Source organism: Mesorhizobium sp. LNHC209A00 (assembly GCF_000502915.1).
Lineage (GTDB): Bacteria > Pseudomonadota > Alphaproteobacteria > Rhizobiales > Rhizobiaceae > Mesorhizobium.
The window spans coordinates 155,152-180,478 of sequence record NZ_AYWT01000002.1 but is presented as its reverse complement, the minus strand read 5'-3'; the positions used below and the strand labels follow the sequence as shown (position 1 = coordinate 180,478).

General features: G+C 64.4%; 24 protein-coding genes. 8 read left to right on the top strand and 16 right to left on the bottom strand.

Annotated features, from left to right (window positions below; genetic code table 11):
* Positions 1-141 precede the first annotated feature (141 nt).
* Complete coding sequence (locus tag X739_RS161650; RefSeq protein ID WP_023792811.1) at positions 142-2,121, bottom strand: propionyl-CoA synthetase; 1,980 nt, start codon at positions 2,119-2,121, stop codon at positions 142-144.
* 663 nt (positions 2,122-2,784) lie between these two features.
* On the opposite strand from X739_RS161650, the gene X739_RS161655 reads away from it, so the two are divergent.
* Genes X739_RS161655 through X739_RS161665 form a run of 3 tightly spaced genes read left to right on the top strand, consistent with a single transcriptional unit; the run spans position 2,785 to position 4,507 of the window.
* Positions 2,785-3,075 (top strand): PqqD family protein, encoded by a 291-nt coding sequence (locus tag X739_RS161655; RefSeq protein WP_023772489.1) that lies wholly within the window; start codon positions 2,785-2,787, stop codon positions 3,073-3,075.
* A gap of 11 nt (positions 3,076-3,086) precedes the next feature.
* A complete protein-coding gene (locus X739_RS161660) occupies positions 3,087-3,524 on the top strand; it encodes a lasso peptide biosynthesis B2 protein (RefSeq protein WP_023772490.1) in 438 nt (145 codons plus the stop codon).
* Positions 3,521-4,507, top strand: a complete 987-nt coding sequence (locus X739_RS161665) for an HPr kinase (protein WP_023792804.1) — start codon at positions 3,521-3,523, stop codon at positions 4,505-4,507. The genes X739_RS161660 and X739_RS161665 overlap by 4 nt, the downstream gene beginning before the upstream one ends.
* Before the next feature lie 9 nt (positions 4,508-4,516).
* On the opposite strand, the gene X739_RS161670 is transcribed toward X739_RS161665, so the two are convergent.
* The 15 genes from X739_RS161670 to X739_RS161740 all read right to left on the bottom strand — a co-directional run bounded on the left by X739_RS161670 (position 4,517) and on the right by X739_RS161740 (position 18,403).
* Positions 4,517-5,539, bottom strand: a complete 1,023-nt coding sequence (locus tag X739_RS161670; RefSeq protein ID WP_023792801.1) for a nucleotidyltransferase family protein — start codon at positions 5,537-5,539, stop codon at positions 4,517-4,519.
* Positions 5,540-5,609: 70 nt separating this feature from the next.
* Positions 5,610-6,596, bottom strand: a complete 987-nt coding sequence (gene dhaK / locus X739_RS161675; RefSeq protein ID WP_023792797.1) for a dihydroxyacetone kinase subunit DhaK — start codon at positions 6,594-6,596, stop codon at positions 5,610-5,612.
* A 40-nt stretch (positions 6,597-6,636) separates the two neighbouring features.
* Entirely contained in the window at positions 6,637-7,059 is a 423-nt protein-coding gene (locus X739_RS161680; RefSeq protein WP_015314201.1) for a hypothetical protein, read from the bottom strand.
* A gap of 11 nt (positions 7,060-7,070) precedes the next feature.
* Positions 7,071-8,645 (bottom strand): phosphoenolpyruvate--protein phosphotransferase, encoded by a 1,575-nt coding sequence (gene ptsP, locus X739_RS161685; protein ID WP_031251936.1) that lies wholly within the window; start codon positions 8,643-8,645, stop codon positions 7,071-7,073.
* Positions 8,646-8,686: 41 nt separating this feature from the next.
* Entirely contained in the window at positions 8,687-8,989 is a 303-nt protein-coding gene (locus X739_RS161690) for an HPr family phosphocarrier protein (protein ID WP_023772495.1), read from the bottom strand.
* Between the two features lie 21 nt (positions 8,990-9,010).
* Positions 9,011-9,400: a dihydroxyacetone kinase phosphoryl donor subunit DhaM gene (dhaM, locus tag X739_RS161695; protein WP_023772496.1), complete on the bottom strand. Its 390-nt coding sequence runs from the start codon at positions 9,398-9,400 to the stop codon at positions 9,011-9,013.
* Positions 9,397-9,999, bottom strand: a complete 603-nt coding sequence (dhaL, locus tag X739_RS161700; RefSeq protein WP_023792788.1) for a dihydroxyacetone kinase subunit DhaL — start codon at positions 9,997-9,999, stop codon at positions 9,397-9,399. The genes dhaM and dhaL overlap by 4 nt, the downstream gene beginning before the upstream one ends.
* Before the next feature lie 72 nt (positions 10,000-10,071).
* A complete protein-coding gene (locus X739_RS161705; RefSeq protein WP_023772498.1) occupies positions 10,072-11,712 on the bottom strand; it encodes a dihydroxyacetone kinase subunit DhaK in 1,641 nt (546 codons plus the stop codon).
* 68 nt (positions 11,713-11,780) lie between these two features.
* Positions 11,781-12,794, bottom strand: a complete 1,014-nt coding sequence (locus X739_RS161710; protein WP_023772499.1) for an ABC transporter ATP-binding protein — start codon at positions 12,792-12,794, stop codon at positions 11,781-11,783.
* Positions 12,787-13,899 carry an ABC transporter ATP-binding protein gene (locus tag X739_RS161715; protein ID WP_015314194.1) on the bottom strand — a complete coding sequence of 371 codons (1,113 nt, stop codon included), beginning with the start codon at positions 13,897-13,899 and terminating at the stop codon, positions 12,787-12,789. Before X739_RS161715 ends, X739_RS161710 begins: the two co-directional genes overlap by 8 nt.
* Positions 13,900-13,902: 3 nt before the next feature.
* A complete protein-coding gene (locus X739_RS161720) occupies positions 13,903-14,109 on the bottom strand; it encodes a hypothetical protein (RefSeq protein ID WP_023772500.1) in 207 nt (68 codons plus the stop codon).
* Complete coding sequence (locus X739_RS161725; RefSeq protein ID WP_023792781.1) at positions 14,106-15,050, bottom strand: carbohydrate ABC transporter permease; 945 nt, start codon at positions 15,048-15,050, stop codon at positions 14,106-14,108. The genes X739_RS161720 and X739_RS161725 overlap by 4 nt, the downstream gene beginning before the upstream one ends.
* Positions 15,047-15,994, bottom strand: coding sequence for a sugar ABC transporter permease (locus X739_RS161730; protein WP_023772502.1), 948 nt, complete (start codon positions 15,992-15,994; stop codon positions 15,047-15,049). The genes X739_RS161725 and X739_RS161730 overlap by 4 nt, the downstream gene beginning before the upstream one ends.
* A 123-nt stretch (positions 15,995-16,117) precedes the next feature.
* A complete protein-coding gene (locus X739_RS161735; protein WP_023792777.1) occupies positions 16,118-17,449 on the bottom strand; it encodes an ABC transporter substrate-binding protein in 1,332 nt (443 codons plus the stop codon).
* Between the two features lie 264 nt (positions 17,450-17,713).
* Positions 17,714-18,403, bottom strand: a complete 690-nt coding sequence (locus tag X739_RS161740) for a PIG-L deacetylase family protein (protein WP_023792773.1) — start codon at positions 18,401-18,403, stop codon at positions 17,714-17,716.
* 26 nt (positions 18,404-18,429) lie between these two features.
* Between X739_RS161740 and X739_RS161745 the strand changes: the two genes are divergently transcribed.
* The 5 genes from X739_RS161745 (at position 18,430) to nhaA (ending at position 25,308) form a co-directional block, all read left to right on the top strand.
* Positions 18,430-19,320, top strand: coding sequence for a DMT family transporter (locus X739_RS161745; RefSeq protein ID WP_023772505.1), 891 nt, complete (start codon positions 18,430-18,432; stop codon positions 19,318-19,320).
* Between the two features lie 58 nt (positions 19,321-19,378).
* Complete coding sequence (gene hrpB, locus X739_RS161750; RefSeq protein WP_023792769.1) at positions 19,379-21,841, top strand: ATP-dependent helicase HrpB; 2,463 nt, start codon at positions 19,379-19,381, stop codon at positions 21,839-21,841.
* 26 nt (positions 21,842-21,867) lie between these two features.
* On the top strand, positions 21,868-23,199 hold the full coding sequence (locus X739_RS161755) for an ActS/PrrB/RegB family redox-sensitive histidine kinase (RefSeq protein WP_032922016.1): 1,332 nt from the start codon (positions 21,868-21,870) through the stop codon (positions 23,197-23,199).
* 64 nt (positions 23,200-23,263) lie between these two features.
* Complete coding sequence (locus X739_RS161760; RefSeq protein WP_015314185.1) at positions 23,264-23,827, top strand: ActR/PrrA/RegA family redox response regulator transcription factor; 564 nt, start codon at positions 23,264-23,266, stop codon at positions 23,825-23,827.
* Between the two features lie 287 nt (positions 23,828-24,114).
* Complete coding sequence (gene nhaA / locus X739_RS161765) at positions 24,115-25,308, top strand: Na+/H+ antiporter NhaA (RefSeq protein WP_023792764.1); 1,194 nt, start codon at positions 24,115-24,117, stop codon at positions 25,306-25,308.
* Positions 25,309-25,327 lie beyond the last annotated feature (19 nt).

Sequence of the window (25,327 nt, the reverse complement as noted above, 5' to 3'; positions counted from 1 at the left end):
CCAATCGAATGGCCCCCCGCAGGATCTGCAAGGCGGAATGTTGCATTGCACAATCTACGATTGCGCCCTGCGGTCGTCACAAAGTTCGCCGCGTCGCAACATCGCGGAACGGTAGCTCCAGTCAGGTCCCGGCAGTGCTCCTTACACCCCGATTCCGCGCTCCGTCAGGGCAGCCGTGATCTCGTCGAGGATGGCGGGGTCGTCGATGGTTGCAGGCATCGTCCACGCTTCCTTGTCGGCGATCTTCTGCATGGTGCCGCGCAGGATCTTGCCCGAGCGCGTCTTGGGCAGGCGCTTGATCGTCACCACGGTCTTGAAGGCGGCGACCGGCCCGATGCGCTCGCGCACAAGCGCGACGACCTCCTTCTCGATGGCGCCGCCGTCGCGCGCGACACCGGCGTTCAGCACCACCAAGCCGAGCGGAATCTGGCCCTTCATCGCATCGGCGATGCCGACGACGGCGCATTCGGCGACATCGGGATGGGCGGCCAGCACCTCTTCCATGGCGCCCGTCGACAATCGGTGGCCGGCAACGTTGATGATATCGTCGGTACGGGCCATCACGTAGAGATAGCCGTCTTCGTCGATCATGCCGGCATCGGCCGTCTTGTAGAAGCCGGGGAACTCATCGAGATAGGCCTGGCGGAAGCGGGCATCGGCGTTCCACAGGGTCGGCAGGCAGCCCGCCGGCAGCGGCAGCTTGACCACGACATTGCCCAGCGCGCCGCGCGGCACCTCATGGCCGGCATCGTCGAGCACGCGAATGTCGTAACCGGGCATCGGTACCCCGGGCGAGCCGTACTTCACCGGCAACAGGCCGAGCCCGGCGGGGTTGATCGTCATCGGCGATCCGGTCTCGGTCNGGGAGCCGTATTTCACCGGCAGCAGGCCGAGGCCGGCGGGATTGATCGTCATCGGCGAGCCGGTCTCGGTTTGCCACCAATGATCGATCACCGGCACGTTCAGCTTCTGCTCCGCCCATTTGATGGTTTCGGGGTCGGCGCGTTCGCCGGCGAGGAACAGGGTACGGAACTTCGACAGATCGTATTTCGGCACGAACTCGCCCTTGGGATCCTGCCCCTTGATGGCGCGGAAGGCGGTCGGCGCGGTGAACAACGCGACCACGCCATGTTCCGCGATGACGCGCCAGTAGGTGCCGGCGTCGGGCGTACCGATCGGCTTGCCTTCGAACAGGATGCTGGTGCAGCCATGCAGCAGCGGGCCGTAGACGATATAGGAATGGCCGACCACCCAGCCGACATCGGATGCCGCCCAGAACACTTCCCCCGGCTTCACGCCGAACTCGTTTTCCATCGTCCATTTCAGCGCGACCATGTGGCCGCCATTGTCCCGCACGATGCCCTTGGGCTGGCCCGTCGTGCCTGACGTGTAGATGATGTAGAGTGGGTCGGTGGCCAGCACCGGCACGCAGTCGACATTGGCGCCGGCTGCCCGCTCACGAGCGACGGCGTCGGCATAGTCGATGTCGAAATGGTCCTTCAAATCGCAGCGCAACTGATCGCGCTGCAGGATCAGGCAGGCGTCCGGCTTGTGGCGGGACATCTCGATCGCCTTGTCGAGCAGCGGCTTGTAGGCGACGACCCGCCCCGGTTCCAGGCCGCAGGAGGCCGAGATGATCAGTTTCGGTTTTGCGTCGTCGATGCGGGTGGCAAGCTCATGCGAGGCAAAGCCGCCGAACACGACCGAATGCACCGCGCCGATGCGGGCGCAGGCGAGCATGGCGATGGCCGCCTCCGCCACCATCGGCATATAGATGATGACGCGGTCGCCCTTGCCGACGCCGCGGTTATTTAACACCGAGGTCAGCGCCACCACCTCGCGCTTCAGCTCGGCATAGGTGAACTTTTTCACCGTGCCGGTGATGGCGCTGTCGTATATCAGCGCGATCTGGTCGGCCCGCCCGCCGGCGACGTGCCGGTCCAGGGCGTTGTAGCAGGTGTTGCAGGCCGCGCCGGCGAACCAGCGGCCGTAGACGCCGGCGGTGGCATCGAACACCCTGTTCCAGGGCGAATACCAGTCGATGGCGCCGGCCGCGTCGGCCCAGAACCTTTCCGGGTCGCGTTTCCAGCCGTCATAGATCTCGTGATAGCGTGAAGCCATCCGTACCTCCCGGAAACCATTTGTCGTCTTTGCAAACAGCCTATGCTGTTTTTTCCGGCGCTGTCTTCCCTGATTTTCGTTTGAGCCGGTCTTCCTGATCGGGATGCTTGCTGTCAAAACGATCGAGCGGAGGATGTGAGCGCATGCGCCATTGATGGTCGATCGAGACCAGGCTCGAGGAACCGTCCGACCTCCTACAGCCTGTCGGATCCTGTGAGCACCGGCCGGCAAGCCGGCGGTGATCGTCGTGCAGGTGCAGCGCTACAGCTAGGATTTTTAAGGGTGCGATCGCCGCTTGATAGCGGTGACCGGACAACCCCGCTGAACACGTCGATTGCAGTCTAACAAGCCGGATTCGTTGGGCGAATGTCGACGGCGCTAGATCGGCAAGGCCACCAGCATGAGACCGACGCCGCCGAAGATCAAAATGGCTGTCGCCAGAGCTTTTCGATGACGTTCGAAAGTCGTCGGAGCCCGCTCCCAATTGTAACGCATACGCTATCTCCCCAAGACCCGGGGAGTTCTTACCTTACCCGAGGGAAGAAAAGCAACGGTCCTGCCCGTCAGCATGCCTGCCTACGAGCCATCCCGGCCGGCCAATAGACAGCGCCCCACCACCGCGCTATCTCATTTCCGGGTGTTGCATGGCTTTTGGGGTTCATTATGGAAATTGCCTCTGGAACGGTTCTTCGACTGGCGGACGATGCCTCGGTTCAGCATGTAGGCGACGGCGCGGTGGTGCTTTTGGCGCGTAGCGGCCAGCTCTATACCTGCAACGGCACGACAGAAGCCTTTCTCGACAAGGTGGATGGCGCGCGCAGCCTCGGCCAGATCGTCGGCCTGCTTTGCGAGGAGTTCGAAATCGACAAGGGCACGCTTGACGAGGACATGGCGGCGCTGGCCAGCGATCTGGTCTCGGAGGGCATTCTCGCTGCTCCAGGGCTTGATGGCTGAAGGCACCCATGATGGTGGACGGTCCTCTCCTGCGCGCCTTGTTCCGCTGCCATCTCTGGGCAAGCGCGCGGCTGATGCCAGTTCTCATTGCCAATCGCAGCTTCGAGAAGGTGCTGAAATGGGCGCCGCTCGTCTCGCCGGCGCCCTATCGCGGCCTGCCCGCCCACTACATTGTCGCCCGCGTCAACCGTGCCGTGCGTCATCCCTGGCTGATGCGCGACCGCAGATGCTTGCGGGAAGGCTTGCTCGGCCATCGCTTCCTGCGCCTTGCCGGTTTCGATCCGCAACTGCGTTTCGGCGTCGATCCGAAGTCGCTGCAAGCGTCGCGGCTGTCGGCGCATTGCTGGGTGTGCCTGGACGGCAAGCCGGTGGTCAGTGACAGCCTTCCCGGCATGGTCGAGATCTATCGTCACCCCGCCACCGCCGCCACGAAGGTGCGCTCCGCTTGACCAGACCTTCAGTATTCTATGACCTCAATGGCCAGATCTTCGGCATATCGGCCGAGCGCCCCGGGCTGTGGCAGGATTTCGACGGGATGCTCGGTATCTTGCGTGTCACAGGTCCCGTCGAGCCGGATTTTCGTCTCGACATCACAGAGGCGGACGTTCTGGACGAAGCGCCCAGCGGATCGCTCGTCTTCGAGGGCGACATACCGGAGGACGGCTACTGCCGGATGATCGCGGATGGCGGCACGGTCCATCTCGTCTTTCCCGAACGCCAGACCGTTGTCGTCAAGGACGAGGAGGGTTGGGCCGAACTCCGGGTTCGCCCTGGTGCGAAGGCCGCCTGGACGCCATCGATGCTGGTGTTGGACGCAGCACTCGACGCAGGCGGCCAGCATATGCTGCACACGGCCGGGCTGACGCTGCCGGGCCGCGACGCCGTCGTACTGGTCCATGCCCCGAGCGGTACCGGCAAGACCACCACATCGCTGGCCTTGGCAACGCAAGGATTCGGCCTGTGCTCCGACGACGCCATGATCCTGAGTCTCGCTTCCACCACGCCTGCCGCCTGGGGTTTGCCGCGCCATGTCAAGATCCATGAGAAGACCGCGCGGATGGTCCCGCTTGTGGCGCCATGCCTCGGTCCGTCATGGGACCGCAATGGCGAACAGGCTGTTTCGCTGGAAAAGCTGAGTGGGATCGTAAAAGTTGAAAGCCCGACCGCCCGTCCGGTCGCAGCACTCCTGCATCTTGCGCGATCCGCCGACGGAGAGACCAGGCTCGCGCCCATGGCCCGGACCGACGCGATGGTGGCGCTGGCGATGGACAATGTCCGCACCGGCGCGACTGGTCTGCTGCCGCTGCAGAAGCGCAGGTTGGCGGCGATCCGCGGACTGGTGTCGTCGGTGCCGACCTTCACCCTGGAAGTAGGCGCGCGTCCGGCCGACGCGGCGGCGCTGATAAGCGCTACGTTGACATCACGGGACTGACGGTTCCCCTCAAGCGGCGTATGGCCTGGCCTTGGCCAGCCGCTGGATCCAGCGAAAGGCATCGCGGCGCAGGCGCGAGCCGATCTTCTCCCGGGAATTGACCCTGAGCAACGTGTTGGTCGTGATCAGCTTCTTGGCCAGCCGGATCGACAGGTCGGGCTTGATTCGCCCGGCGAGTGCCAGCGCATGCGGTTCGTCGAACAGCTGTCCGGTCACGTTGAGCACAATCGCAAGTTCGAGTTCGATGCCGGTCATGCGCGCGGCGTCGAGCAGGCGGGCTTTTGACATCGGGGATTGCTGCGCCCTCACGCCCTGCAGCACGTCGACGCAAAGCTGCAGACGGTGGAATTTGTGGCCGCCGGCGGCATGCACGATGGCGATCGTCAAAAGGGCGGCCGGTGTATCCATGGCATCGCCATCTATGATGCCGAGCTCGCGAAAACCCAGCGACAGGCGTCGCCGCATGCCGGTGTCGTGCACAAGATCGCCATGCAACTCGACCAGCAGGCTGGAATTCTCCTTTTCCAGCCATTTGAATTCCTGCAACCGGTACGATTCGGCCTCGTTGCTGCCAAGCTCGAAGCCGCATGCCGCAATCACCCGGTTTGCCCGCGCGAGGTTGGCGGGCTCGACCAGGATGTCGATGTCGGTGAAAGGCCGGTCGGATACATTGCGGTAGAGTTTTCGCGCGAAGACCGGCCCCTTGACGATCCGCGCCGGAATGCCTTCCACCGCCATTCCCTTCATGATGCGGTCGCCATGGTACTGCAGCAGCATCGACTGGCCGGTGGCGATCGTCGCCGTCTGGCGCAGGTCGTCGAGTTTGTCCCGCAAACCAGTATCCGACGGCAGGTGCGCGTCGCCACGCTCCCCAAGCTTGCGCAGCATGATCGGCAGGACGCCGTGGAATTCGGCATTGTCGAGCAGGGCAGACAGGGCCTTCGCCGATAAATCGTCCCCGACCGCCGCAGCCTCCGGATCGGCGAAGCGCAGCAGCAGTTTTTCTTCAGCTGGAGTAAGAGACGGCAGCATCGATCCGGACAAATCCATCGTTATGTGGATTGTCCGGAATGGTCGCAGAAAAGCACGGCTGAAGCCAGCCTTACACGCCCCAGCGCAGCGCGGCGGTGTGGACAGGTGCGTCCCACCATTCCGTCAGTTCGTCGTCGAGCATGCTCAGCGTGATCGAGCAGCCGGCCATGTCGAGCGAGGTGACATAGGTGCCGACCAGCGACCGGGTAACCGTCACGCCATGTTGCTCGAAAACCCGGCGCGCGCTGTTGTACATCAGATAGAGCTCCATCAGCGGCGTGCCGCCGAAACCGTTGACGAACAGCAGCGCGGATCCTTTCGCCCTTTCGTCGAGATCGCCCAGGATCGCAGCGCAGATTTCTTCGACAATCGCGTCGGCGCTTTTCAGCCTGTCGCGCCGGCGGCCAGGCTCGCCATGGATGCCGACGCCGAATTCCATCTCGCCATCGCCGATGTCGAACGTCGGTTTGCCGGCAGCCGGCACGGTGCCGCTGGTCAACGCCACGCCCATCGAGCGGGTGGCGTCGTTGACGCGGTCGCCCAGCGCCTTCAACGCCGGCAACGCCATCCCGTGCTCGGCCGCGGCGCCGACGATCTTTTCCACCACCAGCGTGCCCGCCACGCCGCGCCGCCCGGTCGTGTAAGACGAATTCTCGACGGCGACGTCGTCATTGGTGACGACCTGCAGCACGCCGTCGGACATCTCCGCCGCCATCTCGAAGTTCATCACGTCGCCTTCGTAGTTCTTGACGATGAACAGGCAGCCGGCGCCGGTGTCGACGGCTTGCGCGGCCGCCAGCATCTGATCCGGTGTCGGCGAGGTGAACACCTGGCCGGGACAGGCGGCGTCCAGCATGCCATGGCCGACAAAGCCGCCATGCAGGGGCTCGTGGCCGGAGCCGCCGCCGGAGATCAGCGCCACCTTGCCCGGCTTGAGCATCTTGCGGCGGATGAATTTGTGCTCCTCGCCAAGCATCAGGATGTCGGCATGGGCGGCCGCGAAACCGTCGAGGCTCTCGGTCAGTACCATGTCCACCGAGTTCATGAATTTCTTCACGGCCGTCTCCTCCCGAAATAGCCTGGCATCAAGGGGTCGTTCAGCCGCTCTTGCCGGTGATGCTGGTGACCTTCTGGATGAATTCGTTGATCGCGCGGTCGAGCGCCGCATTCTGCTTGTCGTCGCCGAAATCCGGCACGATGAGCGAAACGTGCCTTGTCTTGCGCGCGCCCGCGGCGACCGAGATCTTCCCGGGATGTGCCTGGTGATAGGCGGCAAGAAACTGGTCCCGCTCGGCCTGGCTGAAATGGCAGACGGAAAAGATGGCCGGCAGATGTTTCGACGGAATGGGAATCGAATAGCTCGGGCTCGAAATCTGCGTGACGAAGCTGCGATGCTTGCCAAGCGCATCGGCGAGCCGCTGGCGCATGCCGGACGGCCGCTGGTCGATAACCTGCGACAGGATCGTCTTGTAGGCGCGGATCGCTTCTTCGGAACCGGGTTCGGGTTTGATGTCGGCCATGCCTGCCGTGCCTAGACCGGAACGTCGGCTATGGCCGCCTTGGCCATGGCGAGTTGCGCCGGCGCCACGGAAAGATCGCGCAGACCGGCTTCCAGCAGAGAGGGAATCGAAGCGGGGTCGCCGCCGGCATCGCCACACAGGCTGACGACGATCCCGGTCTCCCGTCCAAAGGCCGCGACCGAGGCGATCAGCCTCAACACCGCAGGATGGCGGACTGAATTCAGGTGTGCCACGGCGGCATTGTCGCGCGCGGCCGCCATCACATATTGCGTCAGATCGTTGGAACCGATCGACAGGAAGGCGACGCCGGTAAACGCCTCCGGCGCGATGGCCACCGAAGGCACTTCGACCATGATGCCGAGCGGCGGCATTTTTTGCGCGATGCCGCGCGCGGCAAGGGCCGTCCGCTCCTCGGCGAACAAGGCGGCGGCGCTCTCATACTCTGCGGATGTGGCGATCATCGGAAACATGATCTTGAGATTGCCGTGCGGCGCGGCGCGCAGCAATGCCCTGATTTGAATCCGGAATATGTCGGGCCTGGCCAGCGACAGCCTGATGCCGCGCAGGCCAAGGAATGGATTGCCTTCCTCGACGGTGAAGCCCGGCACCGGCTTGTCGCCGCCGGCGTCGACGGTACGGATCGTCACCGGTTTTTCGCCGGCCCATTCCAGCACCTTGCGATAGGCACGATACTGCGTCTCCTCATCCGGCAGCGTCTTGCCGAACAGGAATTCGGTGCGCATCAGGCCGACACCGTCGCAGGTCGCGATGTCGATGGTATCGACATCCCTAGGGTCGGCGATGTTGACCTGTACGCGGACCGCGGTGCCGGTTTTGGTCACGGCCGGCCGCGCCAGAAAAGTCCGTGCCTTACCCTGGCCGGCGATGAAGGAAGAGGACGACTGCCGGAACGAGCCGATCTCGGCCGGCGAGGGTGCCAGGACGATATTGCCGTGCTCCGCGTCGAGCAGTGCCATGTCGGTAACAGCGGTGAGCGGCTCGCGCAGGCCCACGACCATCGGCACGCCACGCGAGCGCGCCAGCATGGCGACATGGCTGGCGGTGCTGCCTGCCTTCAGGGCGATGCCGCCACCATGGCTCCAGTCGGTTTCGAGAAAGCGCGTCGGCGCGATGTCCTCGCCGTAGAGGATGGCGCCAGCCGGTGCCGTAATGCCACCGTCCTCGGTCAGGGCGCGCAGCACCTGGTCCCTGATGTCGCGCAGATCCGTGGCGCGGGCGCGGAAATAATCCTGGTCCGATGCCTCGTAGCCGGCGATCTCGGTATCGAGCGCCTGCCGCCAGGCCGCGTCGGCGGGTGTTCCGGAAGAGATCGATGCGAAGGCCGGCCCGCTCAGCGCGTCGTCTTCCAACATGGCGATGTGGAATTCGAGTATGCCGGCGGCGTCTTTCTCGGCGGTGCCGACCATGTCCACGAGCCGGTTCACCGCCTTGCCGATCGCGGCCTCCAGGGACGTCCTCTCCTCGACGGAGCTTGCCTTGCTAGCGTAAACGCGCGCGGGCCGGCCGAGGTCGAACAGAGGCCCCTCTGCATAGCCGGCCGAGGCAGGAACACCCTCAATGCGCATGGCACGCATTCCCAGCGGGTGAGCGCAGGCGCGGATCGGCCTCAAGCCGAGCGGACATGGCCGGCGTCCTCGTCGAAATTGCGCTGCACCAGTTCGACCAGCGCGCGGATAGCATCACCGGCACCATCGCCGTTGGCCCTGATGTGCAGCACCGTGCCCTTCGGAGCCTTGGCCGCCATCACCTTGACGATGCTTTTTGCATCGAACCATGGGCCGTTGGCGGCGAGTGCAATCTCCACCTCGGCGGCAAAGCTCTTGGCCAGCTTGGTGAACTTGACCGAAGGACGCGCATGCAGGCCCACATCGTGGGTGATCAGGACAGTCGCTTCGGCCATTGCGGACATGTGTTCAAAAATCCCGTTCGCTCATGACGGCGACAATTCGTGCGCCGTCGCGACCACTTCCCGGAGCGAGGCGCCACCGGATGCCTCGGTCGCCGCCATCACCGCGCCCTCGACGATCGGCGCGTTGCAGACGATGATTTTGTGCGCACGCGGCTCGCCGATCAATTCCACCGCCATTTCCGAATTGGTCTCGGCGCCGCCGAGATCGACAAGTACGGCGACGCCGGCGTCCGACCAGGCCTTGTCGATGGCGCCCATGATCGCCTCGACATTGGTGCCGAGCCCGCCATGGCCGTTTCCGCCGCACCACGCAAGCGGCACCTCGTCGCCGACCATTTGGCGTACCATGTCGGCCGTGCCCTGGGCGACCAGCGGCGAATGCGACACGATCACGATCCCGACATTGCTCATGCCTTGCCCCCGATGATTTGCGCCAGCGTGCGCACCAGCAGCGCGGTCGAGCGCGCGCCGGCATCCATATGGCCGATCGAGCGGTCTCCGAGGAACGAGGCGCGACCGCGCAGTGCCTTCATCGGCACCGTCGCCTCGGCCGCGGCGTCGGCGATATCGGCTATTTCAGCCGCCGTCCTTCCCCCGGCCAAGGCGTCATGCACCGGTCGCAGAACATCCAGCATGGTTTTTTGTCCTACCTGCGACTTGCCGCGCGCTGCCACCGCGTCGATCGCCTTGCCGAAGGCAGCCGTCAGATTGGCGCGGTCGGGTTCCACCGAAATCTCCTTGCCGAGCGCCATGAACAGCGTGCCGAAGAGCGGGCCGGAAGCGCCGCCCACCGTCATCACCAGCTTGGTGCCAATAGCCTTCAGGGCATCCGGCATTGGCTTCGCGGCGAACACATCGGCCTCGGCCCGTACGGCGTCGAAGCCGCGCTTCATGTTCAGCCCGTGGTCGCCGTCGCCGATCGCCTGGTCGAGCGCGGTCAATTCCTCGGCGTGCGCGGCAATCGCATCCGCGGCGGCCGTGATAAGCCTCGAAAGGTCCAGCGCCGTCATGTCGCCCGAATTCCCGGTTTGCACCTCGCCGGCAGTAGCGAAAGAACGGTCGTTCGACAACTGGTGCATGCGTCAGGCCGTGACAAGCAGTGTGGCGGCGGCCGCGAACACCTCTGCCACGGCATGAGCACCGGGATCGACCACGCCCTGCAATCCGGCACCGACATAGGCGGACCGCCCGGCTTTTGCCTTCTCCATGGCCGCGGTGGCCTCCGCACCGCGCCGGGCTGCTGCCGCCGCGTCGCCAAGGCCCTTGCCGTCGAGGGCCTTCAAGGCCGGCTCCAGCGCATCGATCATGGTGCGATCGCCGGGTTTGGCGCCACCGTAGAAGGTCAGGCGTTCAAGCCCGGCGAGCAGGGCCTTGGGCACACCGGCGCCACCGTCCAAGGCCCGCCCCGCCGCCGTGAAGAAGATCGACAGCAGCACCCCGCTGGAGCCGCCCATCGATGCGCTCAATATGTCGCCCACTGCACCTAAGGTCGCCGCGGGATCGGCAAGCGGCAGCGTGTCGAGCCGATCAAGAATGCTGCGTGCGCCGGTCGCCACGGTCGAGCCGGTGTCGCCGTCGCCCGCCTTGGCGTCCAGTCCGTTCAATGCCGCTTCGAGCGAAATCAGCTTCTCGCAGACCGTGACGATCAAGCGCTTGGTGCCGGCATCCTGGCTGGCCCTGTGTGAGCTTTGTCCGGCTGCCTTCGCCATGGGTACGACAGCGGGCGCGACGAGCGGCTTGGCCGGCATCCAGGCGGGCGGGCCGACCGGCGCTAGCAAGGCGGCCTCGCGTGCCGCATCGAGCCGGATCAGCGACAGCGAGAACCCGTTCATATTGAGTGCCGTCATCAACGATCCGGGACCGATGGTGAACTTCACTGTCTTTGCCAGCGGGGAGGCAAGCACCGCATTGGCAACCAGCGACATTTCGAGCGGCGGCACGGAGCCGAGATTGTTGATCAGCAAGGCATGGTCCGCTTTCGCGTCGAGCCGCCCCGCGAGGCGCTCCGCCATGACAGCCACCAACTTGTCGGCGCTCTGTACCGCGATGCGCTCGACGCCGGGCTCACCGTGGATGCCGAGGCCGAGCTCGCCATCGTCTTCGCCAAACCTGTCCTCGTGCGGCTGGCCGGGAATGGAGCAGGACGACAACGACATGCCGAGCGAGATGATATCCTTTGCCGCCGCGCGCGCGGCCGCCGCGACGGATACCAGGTCCTTTCCGGCTTCCGACAGGTGGCCTGATATCTTGTGCACGAATAATGTGCCGGCAACGCCGCGCGGCTGGGCGATGTCGGGCAGCGCGATGTCGTCGGCGACGATCACCATCTCGACGGCAAAACCTTCGGCGCGCGCCTTCTCGGCAGCGAGGCCGAAATTGAGCCGGTCTCCGGTGTAGTTCTTGACGATCAGCAGGCAACCGGCCGGTCCGGTGACCGCGCGAATGGCCGCCAGCACAGCTTTGACGCTGGGCGAGGCGAATATCTCGCCCGAAACCGCCGCCGTCAGCATGCCCATGCCGACGAAGCCGGCATGCGACGGCTCGTGCCCGGCGCCGCCGCCGGAGACGACGGCAACCTTGGACTTGTCCCAATCCGCGCGCAGCACGACCTTGATCTCGGGATACCCGTCGAGGCGCGCGAGGTCGCCTGAGCCAATGGTGCGCAACAGGCCGTCCAGGGCCTCGGTGACAATCGTTTCCCTGCGGTTGAAAAAGTGCTTCATCGAATTCGTCCCGTATTCGCAATCTTCAATCAGAAGCCGGCGTCCGCCTTGGCGGGCGCCGAAACCGGTCACATCAGTCGTTGTCCGTCGGCGCCGAAATAGAGCGGCGAGCGGTAGCGGATCACCACTTTGTCGCCTTGCGCCAGATCGGTGTCGGGATCGGTCAGGGTCACCAGCTTCTTCTGCCCCACCGTCACATGCAGATGGTTCTGGTCGCCGAGATGCTCGACCCAGTCGACGACGCCATCAGCATGGCCATTCACGGCCTTCTCGATCGCCAGGTGCTCGGTGCGCGCGCCAATCGTCCTGGTGCCGGCCGGCGCGCCGCCATCGGGAAGTAGCCCCGTCGGCAAAAGATTGATGGCCGGCTGGCCGAGCCGTGCTGCGACATGCAGATTTGCCGGTTCCGAATAAATGGTTCGTGGTGAACCGATCTGCACCAGCACGCCGTCGGCGAGGATGCCGATGCGATCGGCCATGGTCATCGCCTCGATCTGGTCGTGCGTGACGTAGAGCATGGTAGCACCGAGCTCGGACTGGATGCGCTTCAATTCGAGTCTGAGATCCGCGCGCAGCTTGGCGTCGAGCGACGACAGCGGCTCGTCCATCAGGTAGATGGAAGGCTTGCGCACCAGCGCGCGGCCGATGGCGACGCGCTGCATTTCGCCGCCCGACAATTTGGTCGAACGGTTGGCAAGCTTGTGATGGATTCGCACCATCTTCGCGACCTCCTCGACCCGGCGGCGGATTTGGTCTTCCGGTATTTTCCGCGCCGGCGAGCGCAGTGGGAAGGCGAGGTTGTCGAACACCGACAGATGCGGATAGAGCGAATATTGCTGGAAGACGAAGGCTGTGTCGCGTTCGGCCGGCGACAGGGTCGTGGCATTGTGGCCGCCGATCTCGATCGTGCCTGCATCCGGCCGTTCCAGCCCTGCAATCAGCCGCAGTGTGGTCGTCTTGCCGGCGCCGGTCGGCCCCAGCAGCACGACGAATTCGCCGTCCGATATATGCAGGTCGAGCCCACTGACGGCGACATGGTCGCCGAAGCTTTTGGTCACGCCTTTGATGTGCACGTCAGCCATGCTGCGCTCTCCCCTGAGAGGCGGTGTCGTGGATTGCCGTTCTCACCGCGCGCCCGGAGCCTTTTTCGAACAGCGACAGTCGCGCGCTGTTCAGTGTCAGGCCGACATGGTCGCCAGCATTGAGCCGGATTTCGGCCGGCACCCGCGCCTTGATGATGCCGTCCGCCGTTTCCACCGCGACGATCTGGGTGGTGCCGAGGTATTCGGTGCCGTAGATGGCGCCGCGCAGCTTGGATGCATCGTCGAAGCGGATGTGTTCGGGGCGAATGCCGAGCGCCATGTCGGCAGGTGCTACGTCCTCGCGCACCTCAGGCACCGCCACGGTCGCCCCTTGGACGACTACCTCCTTCGCACCTTTTGTAAGTCCACCGCCAAATTTCAAAAAATTCATCGGCGGGGAGCCGATGAAATCGGCCACGAACATGGTAGCGGGGCGGTCGTAGATCTCGCGCGGTGTGCCGAACTGCTCGATGACGCCGTGGTTCATGACGGCGATCTTGTCGGCCATCGACATCGCTTCCATCTGGTCATGTGTGACGTACACGGTCGTCGCGTGGATCCGATTGTGCAACTCGCGCAGTTCATGGACCATTAGGTCACGGAACTCGGTGTCGAGCGTTCCGAGCGGCTCGTCCATCAGAAAGCATTTCGGCCGCCGCACGATGGCGCGGCCAAGCGCGACGCGCTGGCGGTCGCCGCCGGCGAGACCGGATACGGATTTGTTGAGCAGATGGTCGATGCGCAGAAGCTTCGCCGTTTCCTCGACGCGGGTGCGGATCTCGGCCGAGGGCATGCCTTGCGCCAAAAGTGGGAAGCCGATGTTCTTGCGCACGTTCATATGCGGATAGAGCGCGAAGAGCTGGAAGACGAAGGCGATGTCGCGCTCGCGGGCCCTGAGCATGGTGACGTCGTCGCCGCCGAGCAGGATCTGGCCGCCGGTCGGCAGCTCAAGCCCGGCGATCATGCGCAAGGTGGTGGTCTTGCCGCAGCCCGACGGTCCGAGCATGACGAAGAACTCGCCATCCTCGACGACGAAGTTGGAGTCTTGCACGGCGACGAAATCGCCGAAGGCCTTTCTCAGATGTTGGACGCGAATTTCGGCCATGGATTATTCCGGAAACTTCGAGACGATGATGAACATCACCGTGCCGGCAAGCATGGTGATGAAGGAATAGGTATAGAGCGACAGCGCGAAAGGCTGGAACAGCATCAGGAAGCCGATGGCGATAAGCGCCGTGGCAATGTTTTCCATCAGCCCGCGTCTGGCCCAACGGGGCCAGCGCGATTTGCGTTTTGCGGATTGTGTCATGCTCATTTGCGCACCGCGCCGAAGGTGATGCCGCGCAGCAATTGCTTGCGGAGTAGGATGGTGAAGACCAGGATTGGAACCAGGAAGATCGTCGTGCCGGCCGCCACGGCCGGCCAGTCCTGGCCGCCTTCGCCTATGATGGTCGGAATGAAGGGCGGCGCGGTTTGCGCGGTGCCTGACGTCAGCAGCGCGGCGAAGGCGTATTCGTTCCAAGCGAAGATCAGGCAGAAGATCGCGGTNATGCCGGTGGTCGCCTGCGGCAGCACGGTGCGCCAGAAGGCCTGCAGCCGCGTGTAGCCGTCGATCATCGCCGCTTCCTCATATTCGCGCGGAATCTCGTCGATGAAGCCCTTGAGCAGCCACACCGCCAGCGACACGTTGACCGCCGTGTAGAGCAGGATCATGCCGAGCGCGGTGTCCGACAGGCCAAGCTCGCGGTACATCAGGTAGATGGGAATCGCGACAGCGATCGGCGGCATGAAGCGTGTCGATAGGATGAAGAACAGAAGGTCGTCGGCGAGCGGCACCTTGAAGCGCGAGAAGCCGTAGGCCGACAATGTCCCGAGGAACACGGCGCAGAAGGTCGAGCCGAAGGCGATGATCAGCGAATTGATGAAGCGCGGCAGGAAGTTGGATGGTCCGGCGATCACCATGTTGCGCTTGCGCACAGTCTCGTCGCAGAAGCCCGTCGCCGGTCCGAGCGAGTTGATATATTCAGGCGTCTGCCTGGTGCGCGTCGTGAACAGGTTGCAGTAGCCCTCGATGCTCGGCTGGAACACGATCTTGGGCGGATAGGCGATCGAATCCGGCGGCGTCTTGAAGCTGGTGGCGAAGATCCACAAGAGCGGCACGATCGAGATCAGCGCGTAGGCGATGATGATGGCGCCGGCGATGCGCTTCGAATTCGACGAGGGCGCGACGACCGAATGGGCTGTGGTCAGGCTCATCTCTGCTTCACCTTGTTGAGCGCCTTGACGTAGATGTTGGCGAGACCGAACACCGCGACGAACAGGATGATGGCGAAGGCAGAGGAATAGCCGGTGCGCCAGCTCTCGAAGGCCTGCCGTTTCAGCGTGATCGAGGCGACTTCGGTGGTCGAACCCGGCCCGCCGCCGGTGAGCAGGTTGACCATGTCGAACATCTTGAAGTTCTCGATGCCGCGAAACAGCACCGCCAGCATGATGAAGGGCAGCGCCATTGGCAGCGTGATCGACCAGAACTGCCGCCAGTTGGATGCGCGGTCGACCTCGGCCGCCTCATAAATATATTCGGGAATCGAGCGCAGGCCCGCGAGGCAGATCAGCATCACGTAGGGCGTCCACATCCAGGTATCGACGATGATGATCGACCACGGCGCCAGCGAGACGTTGGAAAGCATCTGGATGCTTGTCGGCGGAATGCCCGACACGAACGAGACGACATAGGAAAACAGGCCGATCTGCGGCTCGTAGAGGAAGCGCCAGAAATTGCCGACCACGGCCGGCGACAGCATCATCGGCACCAGGATCAGCGTCGTCCAGAAAGCGTGGCCGCGAAACTTGCGGTCGATCAGCCAGGCCAGCGTGAAGCCGATCAGCGTCTGCAAGAGGATGGTCCAGAACACGAAATGCGCTGTCGTCTGCATGGCGATCCAGATGTCCTGGTCGCCAAGGATGCGCTGGTAATTGGCGAAACCGAGGTTCTTCACCACCTCGTTCGGGCGGTTGGCGCGAAAATTGGTGAAAGACAGGTAGATCGCCCAGAACAGCGGGAAGATGTTGATGGCAAGCAGCAACAGGATCGTCGGCGAGATGAACAGCCAGGCGAGGCCCTTGTCGCTGATGCCCCGGACCTTGCGAGCCAGCGGTTCCGGGGTCGCCCGGGCAACGGTGTCCGCGGTCCGATTGAGCATGGTCAGTCCTGCTTCGGTCACTTCGTTCGTCTCTGTCATGGAATTTATCTGAACCGCGTCCCGTGCCAAGGGCGGCACGGGACGCGTGGTCATGGCTCGGGAGGAGCCTTGCGGTTGCCGCGGCTACATCTTGCCGTCGTCCTGGAAGACCTGCGTCCAGTCCTTGACCAGGCCGTCGAGAGCATCCTTGGCCGAACCCTGGCCGGCAACGACATAGTCATGGAAGCGCTTCTGCGAGGCTTGCAGCAGCGGCGCGTAGCTCGGCTCGGCCCAGAAGTCCTTCACGATCGCCATCGAGTCGAGGAAGGTCTGCGCATAAGGCTGGCTGGCCGGGAATTTCGGATCCTTCACCACCGCGTTAAGGCAGGAATAACCGCCGAGCGACCACCACTTGGCCTGCACGTCCTTGTTGGCGAACCACTTGATATATTTCAGCGCCGATTCCTGCTTGTCGGAATAGGAGACCACCGAAATACCCTGGCCGCCGAGCTGGGCGAACTGGGCGCCACCGGGACCCTTTGGATTGACGAAATAGCCGATCTTGTCGCCGCCGACATTCTCGTCCTTCTGCAGGCCCGGCCATGTGAAGGCGAAGTTCATGTGCATCGCCACCTGGCCGGATTTGAAGGCATCGACGCCTTCACCCATGTAGCTGTTCGAGGCGCCCGGAGGGGTGCAGCAATCGTAGAGCGCCTTGTAGAATTCCAGACCTTTGACCGCGTCTGGCGAATTGACGAAGCCTTCCATCTCGTACGGCTTCTTCGGGTTCTCGTACTGGAAGCCGTAGCTGTAGAGCACGTCCATGGCGCCCATGGTGATGCCTTCCGAGCCGCGCTCGGTGTAGATCGAGGTGCCATAGACCGTCTTGCCGTCGACCTGCCGCTTCTGGAAGAATTCGGCGATCTGCTTCAGCTGGTCGAAAGTGGCCGGCGGGCCGAGGTCCCAGCCATACTTCTCCTTGAATTCCTTCTGCAGTTCGGGCTTGGAGAACCAGTCCTTGCGGTAGGTCCAGCCGACGACGTCGCCCATGGCCGGCAGCGCCCAGTAGTTGGGCGTGTTCTTCGGCCATTCCGAATAGCCGACGACGGTCGCCGGCACGAAGTCGTCCATGCTGATCTTCTCCTTGTCGAAGAAGTCGTTCAGCTTGACGTAATGGCCATTCTCGGCGGCGCCGCCGATCCACTGGCTGTCGCCGATGATCAGGTCGCAGAGCTTGCCGTGCGAGTTCAATTCGTTGAGGAAACGGTCGGCATAGTTGGTCCACGGCACGAATTCGAATTTCATGCCGATGCCGGTTTCCTTGGTGAAGTCCTTGGACAGTTCAACCAGCGCGTTGGCTGGGTCCCAGGCGGCCCAGCACAGCGTCAGGTCTTCAGCGTGCGCGGCGTTCGAGACGGCTGTCGACGCAGCGATAGCCGAGGTCAGTCCCAACGCCAGTTTCAAGCTCGATTTCATGCCTTCCTCCCATTTGCGAAACACGTCCGGATGACGGTCTCAAGATCCCTCAACCTCTCTCCTCAGAGGCCCAAACATGGCGGCGTGGTCGCATCGCCAATGTTTAGTAATTTGTTTAGTGATGCAATTTTTACTAAACAAGGCAAGCGAATTCGTTGCTGCGCCGCAACATGCTGAAGCCGGTCTCTGAAAATGTTGGGAAAAGCGCCGGGCGTCAGGGGGACGAGCGCGGAATGGGATACATCTGGCCGATCGTCCGCGGGTTCAGTCGACCCGTTTGGTGCTCACCATCACCGTCCGGATCGGCGGCGCCGGCGGCAGCAGCGCGCGGACGTCGCCGAAGGGAAATGTCGGCTCGAACCGGAAAGCTTCGGCCAGCGAACCGTGCGCGCCGTTGCACTGGCCCGAGCGGAAAAGGTTCTGCGTCAGTGCAATCTCGACGAAGCGGTCCGGGTCCTGCGACTGGTGCATGCGGATCGCCTTGGCCTTGATGTCGGCATGGACGGAAATATCGACATAGTGCGTCGGCGAGAATCCGGTTCCGCCCATCGTGTCGGCATGCAGCACCGGAACTCCGAAGGAAGCAGCGATGCGCACGCCGTCCGACAGCGCGCGGTGGTCGGCGTGATAGTCATTGGGCCCGTGCGTGATCGCCAAGTCCGGCCCGATCTCGCTGATCAGCGTTTTCAGCGCATCGATCAGTGCGGCGTCGGCCACAAGCCCGCCATCGGGAAAGTCGAGGAAGCGGGGTGCCGCCCCGAGCAGCGCGGCCGCGGCCATTGCCTCTTCGCGCCGGACACGAGCCAGAACAGCGGGATCGCCCTTGCCGCCCCTGGTACCATCGGTGGCCACGGCAAAAGTGAGTTCCGCTCCTTGCGCGGCATAGGCGGCCATCGTACCGAACATGAAGATCTCGATGTCGTCTGGATGGGCACCGAGCGCCAGTATTTTCAACTCTCTCTCCCCGGAAATGAAAAAACGTGCCGAACGGAATCCTGCTCGCCCTGATCGCCTATGCAAGCTATTCGGGCAGCGATGCCGTTATCAAGAGCCTGGGCGGCCAATTCACGGTGTTCGAGATCGGCTTCTTCTCGACATTGTTTGCCGGCTGCTTCCTCTTTTTCAGCCGGCCGGCCAACGAGCGCTGGCGTGATTTCTGGCGCGCCAAACGTCCCTGGGCGGTGCAGGCGCGGGCCTGGGCCGGCATCGCGTCGGGCGTGCTCAGCGTCTATGCTTTCACCACCATTCCGCTGGCCGAGACCTATGCGCTCATCTTTCTGGCGCCGCTCTGCGTCACCATTCTGTCCACCGTGATCCTCAAGGAAAAGGTCGGGCCCTGGCGCTGGCTCGCGGTGGTCGCCGGCTTTGCCGGCGTCATGCTGGTTGTCAGGCCGGGCTTTCGCGAGTTGCACCTTGGTCACCTTGCCGCTTTCACTATCGCTTTTCTCGCCGCCACCAACGTCATCCTGATGCGGTCGCTGGCGCAGCAGGAAAAACGCACGACCATGCTCGGCGTGCTGATCGGCTATGGACTGCTGTTCAACGGCATCGGTGCCGCCGCGACCTCCTTCACCGTCCCCGATGGAAAACAGCTGGCATGGCTGGTGATGGCGGGCGCCTTCACCGCCTGTGGACAATTGCTGCAGTTGCTGGCCGCCAAATACGCTCCGGCCAACCGGATTGCGCCGACGCATTATTCGCAGATCGTCTGGGCGGTTATCCTCGGCGCGCTGTTCTTCCGGGAATATCCAGACTGGCTGTCGCTGGTCGGCCTCGCCGTCGTCGGCGGATCGGGCCTGCTGACCATGGTGCGCGAGGAGGTGCGGCTGGGCACGGTGCGCTGGAATCCGTTTTCCCGCGCACGGCTCTAAACGAGGCCCTGGTGCGATAAAGTTGCACGGCGCCCGCGACCGCTGATATGCGGGCGTAATGACGACCAAACCCTTGCCGGAACTTCCGGTGTCCGCCGTGCTGCCGGCGCTGAGCGAGGCGCTCGGCTCTGGCAACAGCGCCGTGCTGGTCGCGCCGCCCGGCGCTGGCAAGACCACGCTGGTGCCCTTGGCGCTGCTCGATGCGCCCTGGCTGGGCACGGGCAAGATCGTCTTGCTCGAACCGCGCCGGCTCGCCGCCCGCGCCGCCGCGCGCCGCATGGCCGAGTTGCTGGGGGAAGAGCCCGGCGCCACCATCGGCTACGCCATGCGCATGGAAAACCGCACTTCGGCGCGGACGAAAATCCTGGTCGTCACCGAGGGCGTGCTGGCGCGCATGATCCTCGACGACCCTGAACTGGCCGGCGTTTCGGCCGTCATTTTCGACGAATTCCACGAGCGCTCGCTCGACGGCGATTTCGGTCTCGCTCTCGCCCTCGATGTGCAAGGCGCGCTGCGGCCGGATCTGCGTCTGCTGGTGATGTCGGCAACGCTCGACGGCGCACGGGTCGCGAAACTCCTGTCGGGCGCGCCGGTGATCGAAAGCGAGGGCCGCGCTTTCCCCGTCGATGTCAGATACGACGAGCGGCCGGCCGGCACCCCGATCGAGGACGCCATCGCCAAGGCGATCCGCGCCGCCCTTGCCGAGGAGAGCGGCAGCGTGCTTGCTTTCCTGCCCGGCCAGCGCGAGATCGAGCGCACCGCCGAGCGGCTGGCCGGCAAGGTCGGCGCCGACACTGATATCGTGCCGCTCTATGGCCAGCTCGACGGCAAGGCGCAGGACGCGGCGATCAAGCCGGCGCCGCCAGGCCGCCGAAAGGTGGTGCTGGCGACCTCCATCGCCGAGACCTCCATAACCATCGACGGCGTGCGCGTCGTCATCGATTCCGGCCTGTCGCGGCTCCCGCGCTATGAGCCGGCCAGCGGACTGACCAGATTGGAAACCGTGCGCGTCAGCAAGGCCTCCGCCGACCAGCGCGCCGGCCGGGCCGGCCGCACGCAGGCCGGCGTCGCCATCCGGCTGTGGCGTGCCGAGCAGACGGCGGCACTTCCCGCCTTCACACCCCCGGAAATCCTCGAGGCGGACCTGTCGGGCCTGCTGCTCGACTGCGCCGCCTTCGGTGTCGCTGATCCAACCAGTCTTGCTTTCCTCGATCCGCCGCCGGCTCCCGCGCTGAATGAAGCAGGGTCGCTTTTGCGGGCCCTTGAGGCCATTGATGAAGCAGGGCGGTTGACGGACGCGGGCGCTTCGATGCGCAAGCTCGCTCTGCCGGTACGGCTGGCGCATATGGTCGCTGAGGCGGCCAGCAGCGGTCATGGTGGTGAGGCGGCCATGCTTGCCGTACTGCTGACCGAGCGCGGCCTTGGCGGTGACAGTGCCGACCTCGAACGGCGGCTGATGCGCTTTCGCGCGGAAAGATCGCCGCGTGCCACGTCGGCGCGCCAGCTTGCCGAGCGCCTGGCCAGGCAGGTAGGCGGTGCGAAGACCAGCGGAGCTGTTCCAGCCGGAACCCTGCTCATCCACGCCTGGCCGGACCGTGTCGCCAAGGCGCGCGGCGAGCGCGGCCGTTTCGTGCTGGCCAACGGTTCCGGCGCCATGCTCGACGCCGGCGACCCGCTGGCGGGCGAGCCGTTTCTGGTCGTCGCGGACCTGCAGGGCAAGGCGCAGAATTCTCGCATTACGGCGGCCGCGGCAAGCAGCGAGGAGGACATCCGGGCAGCACTTGGCGGCAGGATCGAAACCCGCCGGCAGACGAGTTTCGATCGCGACAGGCGCGCCGTGCGGGTGCGCGAAACCGTGCGCCTTGGCGCCATCACGCTAGCCGAACGCATGCTGCCGCCGCCGGCCGGCGCCGATGCCGACCGCGACATCATCGAGGCCTTGCGCGAGCATGGGCTTTCCCTTCTGACCTGGAGCAAGGAGGCGCGGATGCTGCGCCACCGGCTGTCCTGGCTGCACAAGGGCTTAGGCGCGCCCTGGCCCGACATGTCGGATGAAGCGCTCATCGCGCGCCTCGACGACTGGCTTCTGCCTTTTCTGTCCGGTGCGGCATCCCTGGCCGCCATTGAACCCGGAATTGTTCCGGCCGGGTTGGCGTCGCTCGTGCCGCATGACCTGCAACGCAAGATCGAAGCGCTGGCGCCGACTCATTTCGATGCCCCGTCGGGCAGCCATGTGCCGATCCGCTATGACGGCGAATGGCCGGTTCTGGCGGTGCGCGTGCAAGAATTGTTCGGCCTCGATAGTCATCCGTCGATCGCCAACGGCACCGTCCCCTTGACGCTTGAACTGTTGTCGCCGGCGCACCGGCCGATCCAGACGACGCGAGACCTGCCGGGCTTCTGGCGCGGCTCCTGGACCGATGTGCGCGCCGACATGCGCGGCCGCTATCCAAAGCATGTCTGGCCGGAAAACCCATTGCTCGCCGCCGCCACCGCCCGCGCCAAGCCGCGCGGGACCTAGCCTTTGCTGGTTGGCGGCTGTAATCCATGGCCATGATCAACATCCTGAACACGCCCGACTTCCAGCAAAGCCAGCGACTGCGCCTCAACACGCTGATCCGGCTGCGCTGGCTGGCCATTGTCGGCCAGAGCGTGACGGTGCTCGTCGTTGCCTACGGCCTGAAATTCCCGCTGCCGGTCAGTCTGTGTTTTGCCCTCATCGCCTGTTCGGCCTGGATGAACCTGTTTCTGGCCTTTCGCTTTCCGGCCGCGCACCGGCTCACCCCGTTCGCCGCCTTCGGCATCCTGATCTTCGACAGCCTTCAGCTTGCCGGCCTGCTCTACATGACCGGCGGCTTGACCAATCCGTTCTCGCTGCTGATGACCGTGCCCGTCGTCATTTCGGCGACGTCGCTGCCCCTTCGCCTCACCGCCATCCTCGGCGGGCTGGTGATGATCGCGGCGACCTTGCTGGTCTTTCGCCATCTGCCGCTGCCCTGGTACGAAGGCGCGCCCCTGGTGATGCCCTTCATCTATGTCGCCGGCATGTGGATGGCGGTGCTGTCCTCCATCGCCTTCACCGCCATGTACGCCTTCAGGGTGGCCGCCGAAGCCCGGCTATTGGCCAACGCGCTCGCCGCCACGGAACTGGTGCTGCAGCGCGAGCAGCACCTTTCCGCGCTCGACGGGCTGGCGGCGGCGGCGGCGCACGAACTCGGCACCCCGCTCGCCACCATCACGCTCGTCGCCAAGGAGATGGAAAAGGCGCTCGGCAGCGATCCGAAATACGGGGAAGACGTGAAGCTGCTGCGCTCTCAGAGCGAGCGCTGCCGTGAAATCCTCAAGCGCCTGACCAGCCTGTCGTCGGAGGGCGAGGCGCATCTATCCCGCCTGCCGCTGACCTCGCTGGTCGAGGAGGTGACCGCGCCACATCGCGACTTCGGCATCTCGATCAAGCTTCGCCCTGGCGAGCGAACCGGGCCGGAGCCGGTCGGGCGCCGCAATCCCGGCGTCATCTACGGCCTCGGCAATCTGGTCGAGAACGCCGTCGACTTCGCCCGCAAGAGCGTCACCGTGCGCTGGAGCTGGGACGAGGTGATGGTCTCCTTCTCGATCACCGATGACGGCCCGGGTTTCCCGCCCGAGATCATCGACCGTATTGGCGAACCCTACATGTCGACACGCCAGGGCACGGAAGCTGGAGGCGGCCTCGGGCTCGGCCTGTTCATCGCCAAGACATTGCTCGAACGTTCGGGCGCCACGCTCGACTTTCGCAATTCGAGCGGCCTCGGCGAAGGAGCCGTGGTGCGGATTTCGTGGCCGAGAAGCATCTTCCTGAACCCGGAATCGGCCCCAGCCACCATGTTTGACACTGCGTAAATTGGACAATGGCCCCGCAAAACTATATCTGCGTAAAAATAAGGCAGCAGGAATTTTCGAGACGATGACAGGCGATGAGAACAGTGGGCCTATGGTTGAAGGCGAGGACACCTCGCTTCTGATCGTCGATGACGACAAGCCGTTCCTGACCCGTCTGGCCCGTGCCATGGAAACCAGGGGTTTCGTGGTCGAGACGGCGGAGAGCGTCGAGGAGGCCGTGGGCAAGGCGCGCGCCAATCCGCCCGCCTATGCGGTGGTCGACATGCGGCTGGGCGACGGCAACGGCCTCGATGTCGTCGCCGCCATCCGCGAAAAGCGCGAGGACTCCCGCACCATCATCCTGACCGGTTACGGCAACATCGCCACCGCGGTGACCGCGGTGAAACTCGGCGCCGTCGACTATCTGTCGAAGCCCGCCGACGCCGACGATGTCTTTGCGGCACTGACACGCACCACCGGCGAGCGCGCCGCGCCCCCGGAAAACCCGATGTCGGCCGACCGCGTGCGCTGGGAGCACATCCAGCGTGTCTACGAAATGTGCGAGCGCAACGTTTCAGAGACCGCACGCCGGCTCAACATGCATCGCCGCACGCTGCAGCGGATCCTGGCCAAGCGCGCGCCGCGTTAGGATCACTGGGTAGGCAGAACGATTACCACTCGCCGATTTCGAATTCGCGGTGGAGGCCATCGATCGTCGAAGTCAGCGCCGCCCCTCATTGCCCTGCCGGGCATTTCTCCCCGTAAACGGGGCGAAAGCGGCTGGCCGCGACGTTGGCGATTGGCGAAACCGCTGATGCCAGCGTGCCTCGCCCCGTTTACGGGGAGAGGATGCCGGCAGGCAGGCGAGGGGGCAGCGCTAACGCCTATAAAAGGCTAATGCGGCAAAGTCGAAACTAGCTGCTTAATGGAGGCGACATGGAGGATTTGAAGCGACGCCCGGTTTCCGTCTTCCGCGAGTTCCTGGATAGCGAGGCGGCCGGCGGCATCATCCTGATGGTGGCCGCCGCCCTTGCCCTGATCGTCGCCAACTCGCCGCTCGCCGGGACCTACTTCTCGGTTCTCCACGCCTATCTCGGCCCGCTCAGCCTCTCGCACTGGGTCAATGACGGGCTGATGGCGGTGTTCTTCCTGCTCGTCGGGCTGGAGATCAAGCGCGAGATGCTGGACGGCCAGCTCTCGACCTGGCCACGCCGGGTGCTGCCCGGCATCGCGGCGGCCGGCGGCATGGTGGTGCCGGCGCTGGTCTATGTCGTCATCAACAGCAACAATTCGGCCGCACTGTCCGGCTGGGCGATCCCGACCGCCACCGACATCGCCTTCGCGCTCGGCGTTCTGTCGCTGCTCGGCAGCCGCGTGCCGGCCTCGTTGAAGGTCTTCCTGACCGCGCTCGCCATCATCGACGACCTGGGCGCCGTTATCATCATCGCCATATTCTACACCAGCGGCTTGTCGCTGGCCTATCTCGGCGCTGCCTTCGCCGTCATTGCCGTGCTCGTCCTGCTCAACCGTATGCGGGTGATGAGCCTTGTGCCCTATCTCGTGCTTGGCGCCATTCTGTGGGTGCTTGTGCTGAGGTCCGGCGTCCATGCCACGCTGGCCGGTGTGGCACTCGCGCTCACCATTCCGCTCGAACGTTCCGCCGGAACAGGCCAGGACCTCGACCATTCGCCGCTGCACCGGCTCGAGCACGGCCTGCACAAGCTGGTGGCGTTCGTCGTCATCCCCATCTTCGGCTTTGCCAATGCCGGCGTTTCGCTCACCGGCCTGAGTTTTAGCGCCCTGATCGAGCCGCTCACGCTGGGCGTAGCAGCCGGTCTCGTCGCCGGCAAGCTGGTCGGCGTCTTCGGTTCCTCCGCGCTCGCCATCCGCTTCGGCCTCGCCGACCTGCCGGCCCATGCCGGCTGGTCGCACATGATCGGCATTTCGCTCCTGTGCGGCATCGGCTTCACCATGAGCCTGTTCATCGGCCTGCTCGCCTTCGCCAACGACGTGGCGCTGCAGGACGCGGTGAAGGTCGGCATCCTCGCGGGTTCCTTCATCGCCGCGCTGCTTGGTGCCGCGGTGCTGCTGATGGCCCCGGCTGTGGGTGGCGAGGAAGAAGCGGAGTAGCCGTTCGGGGCTGGAGCAT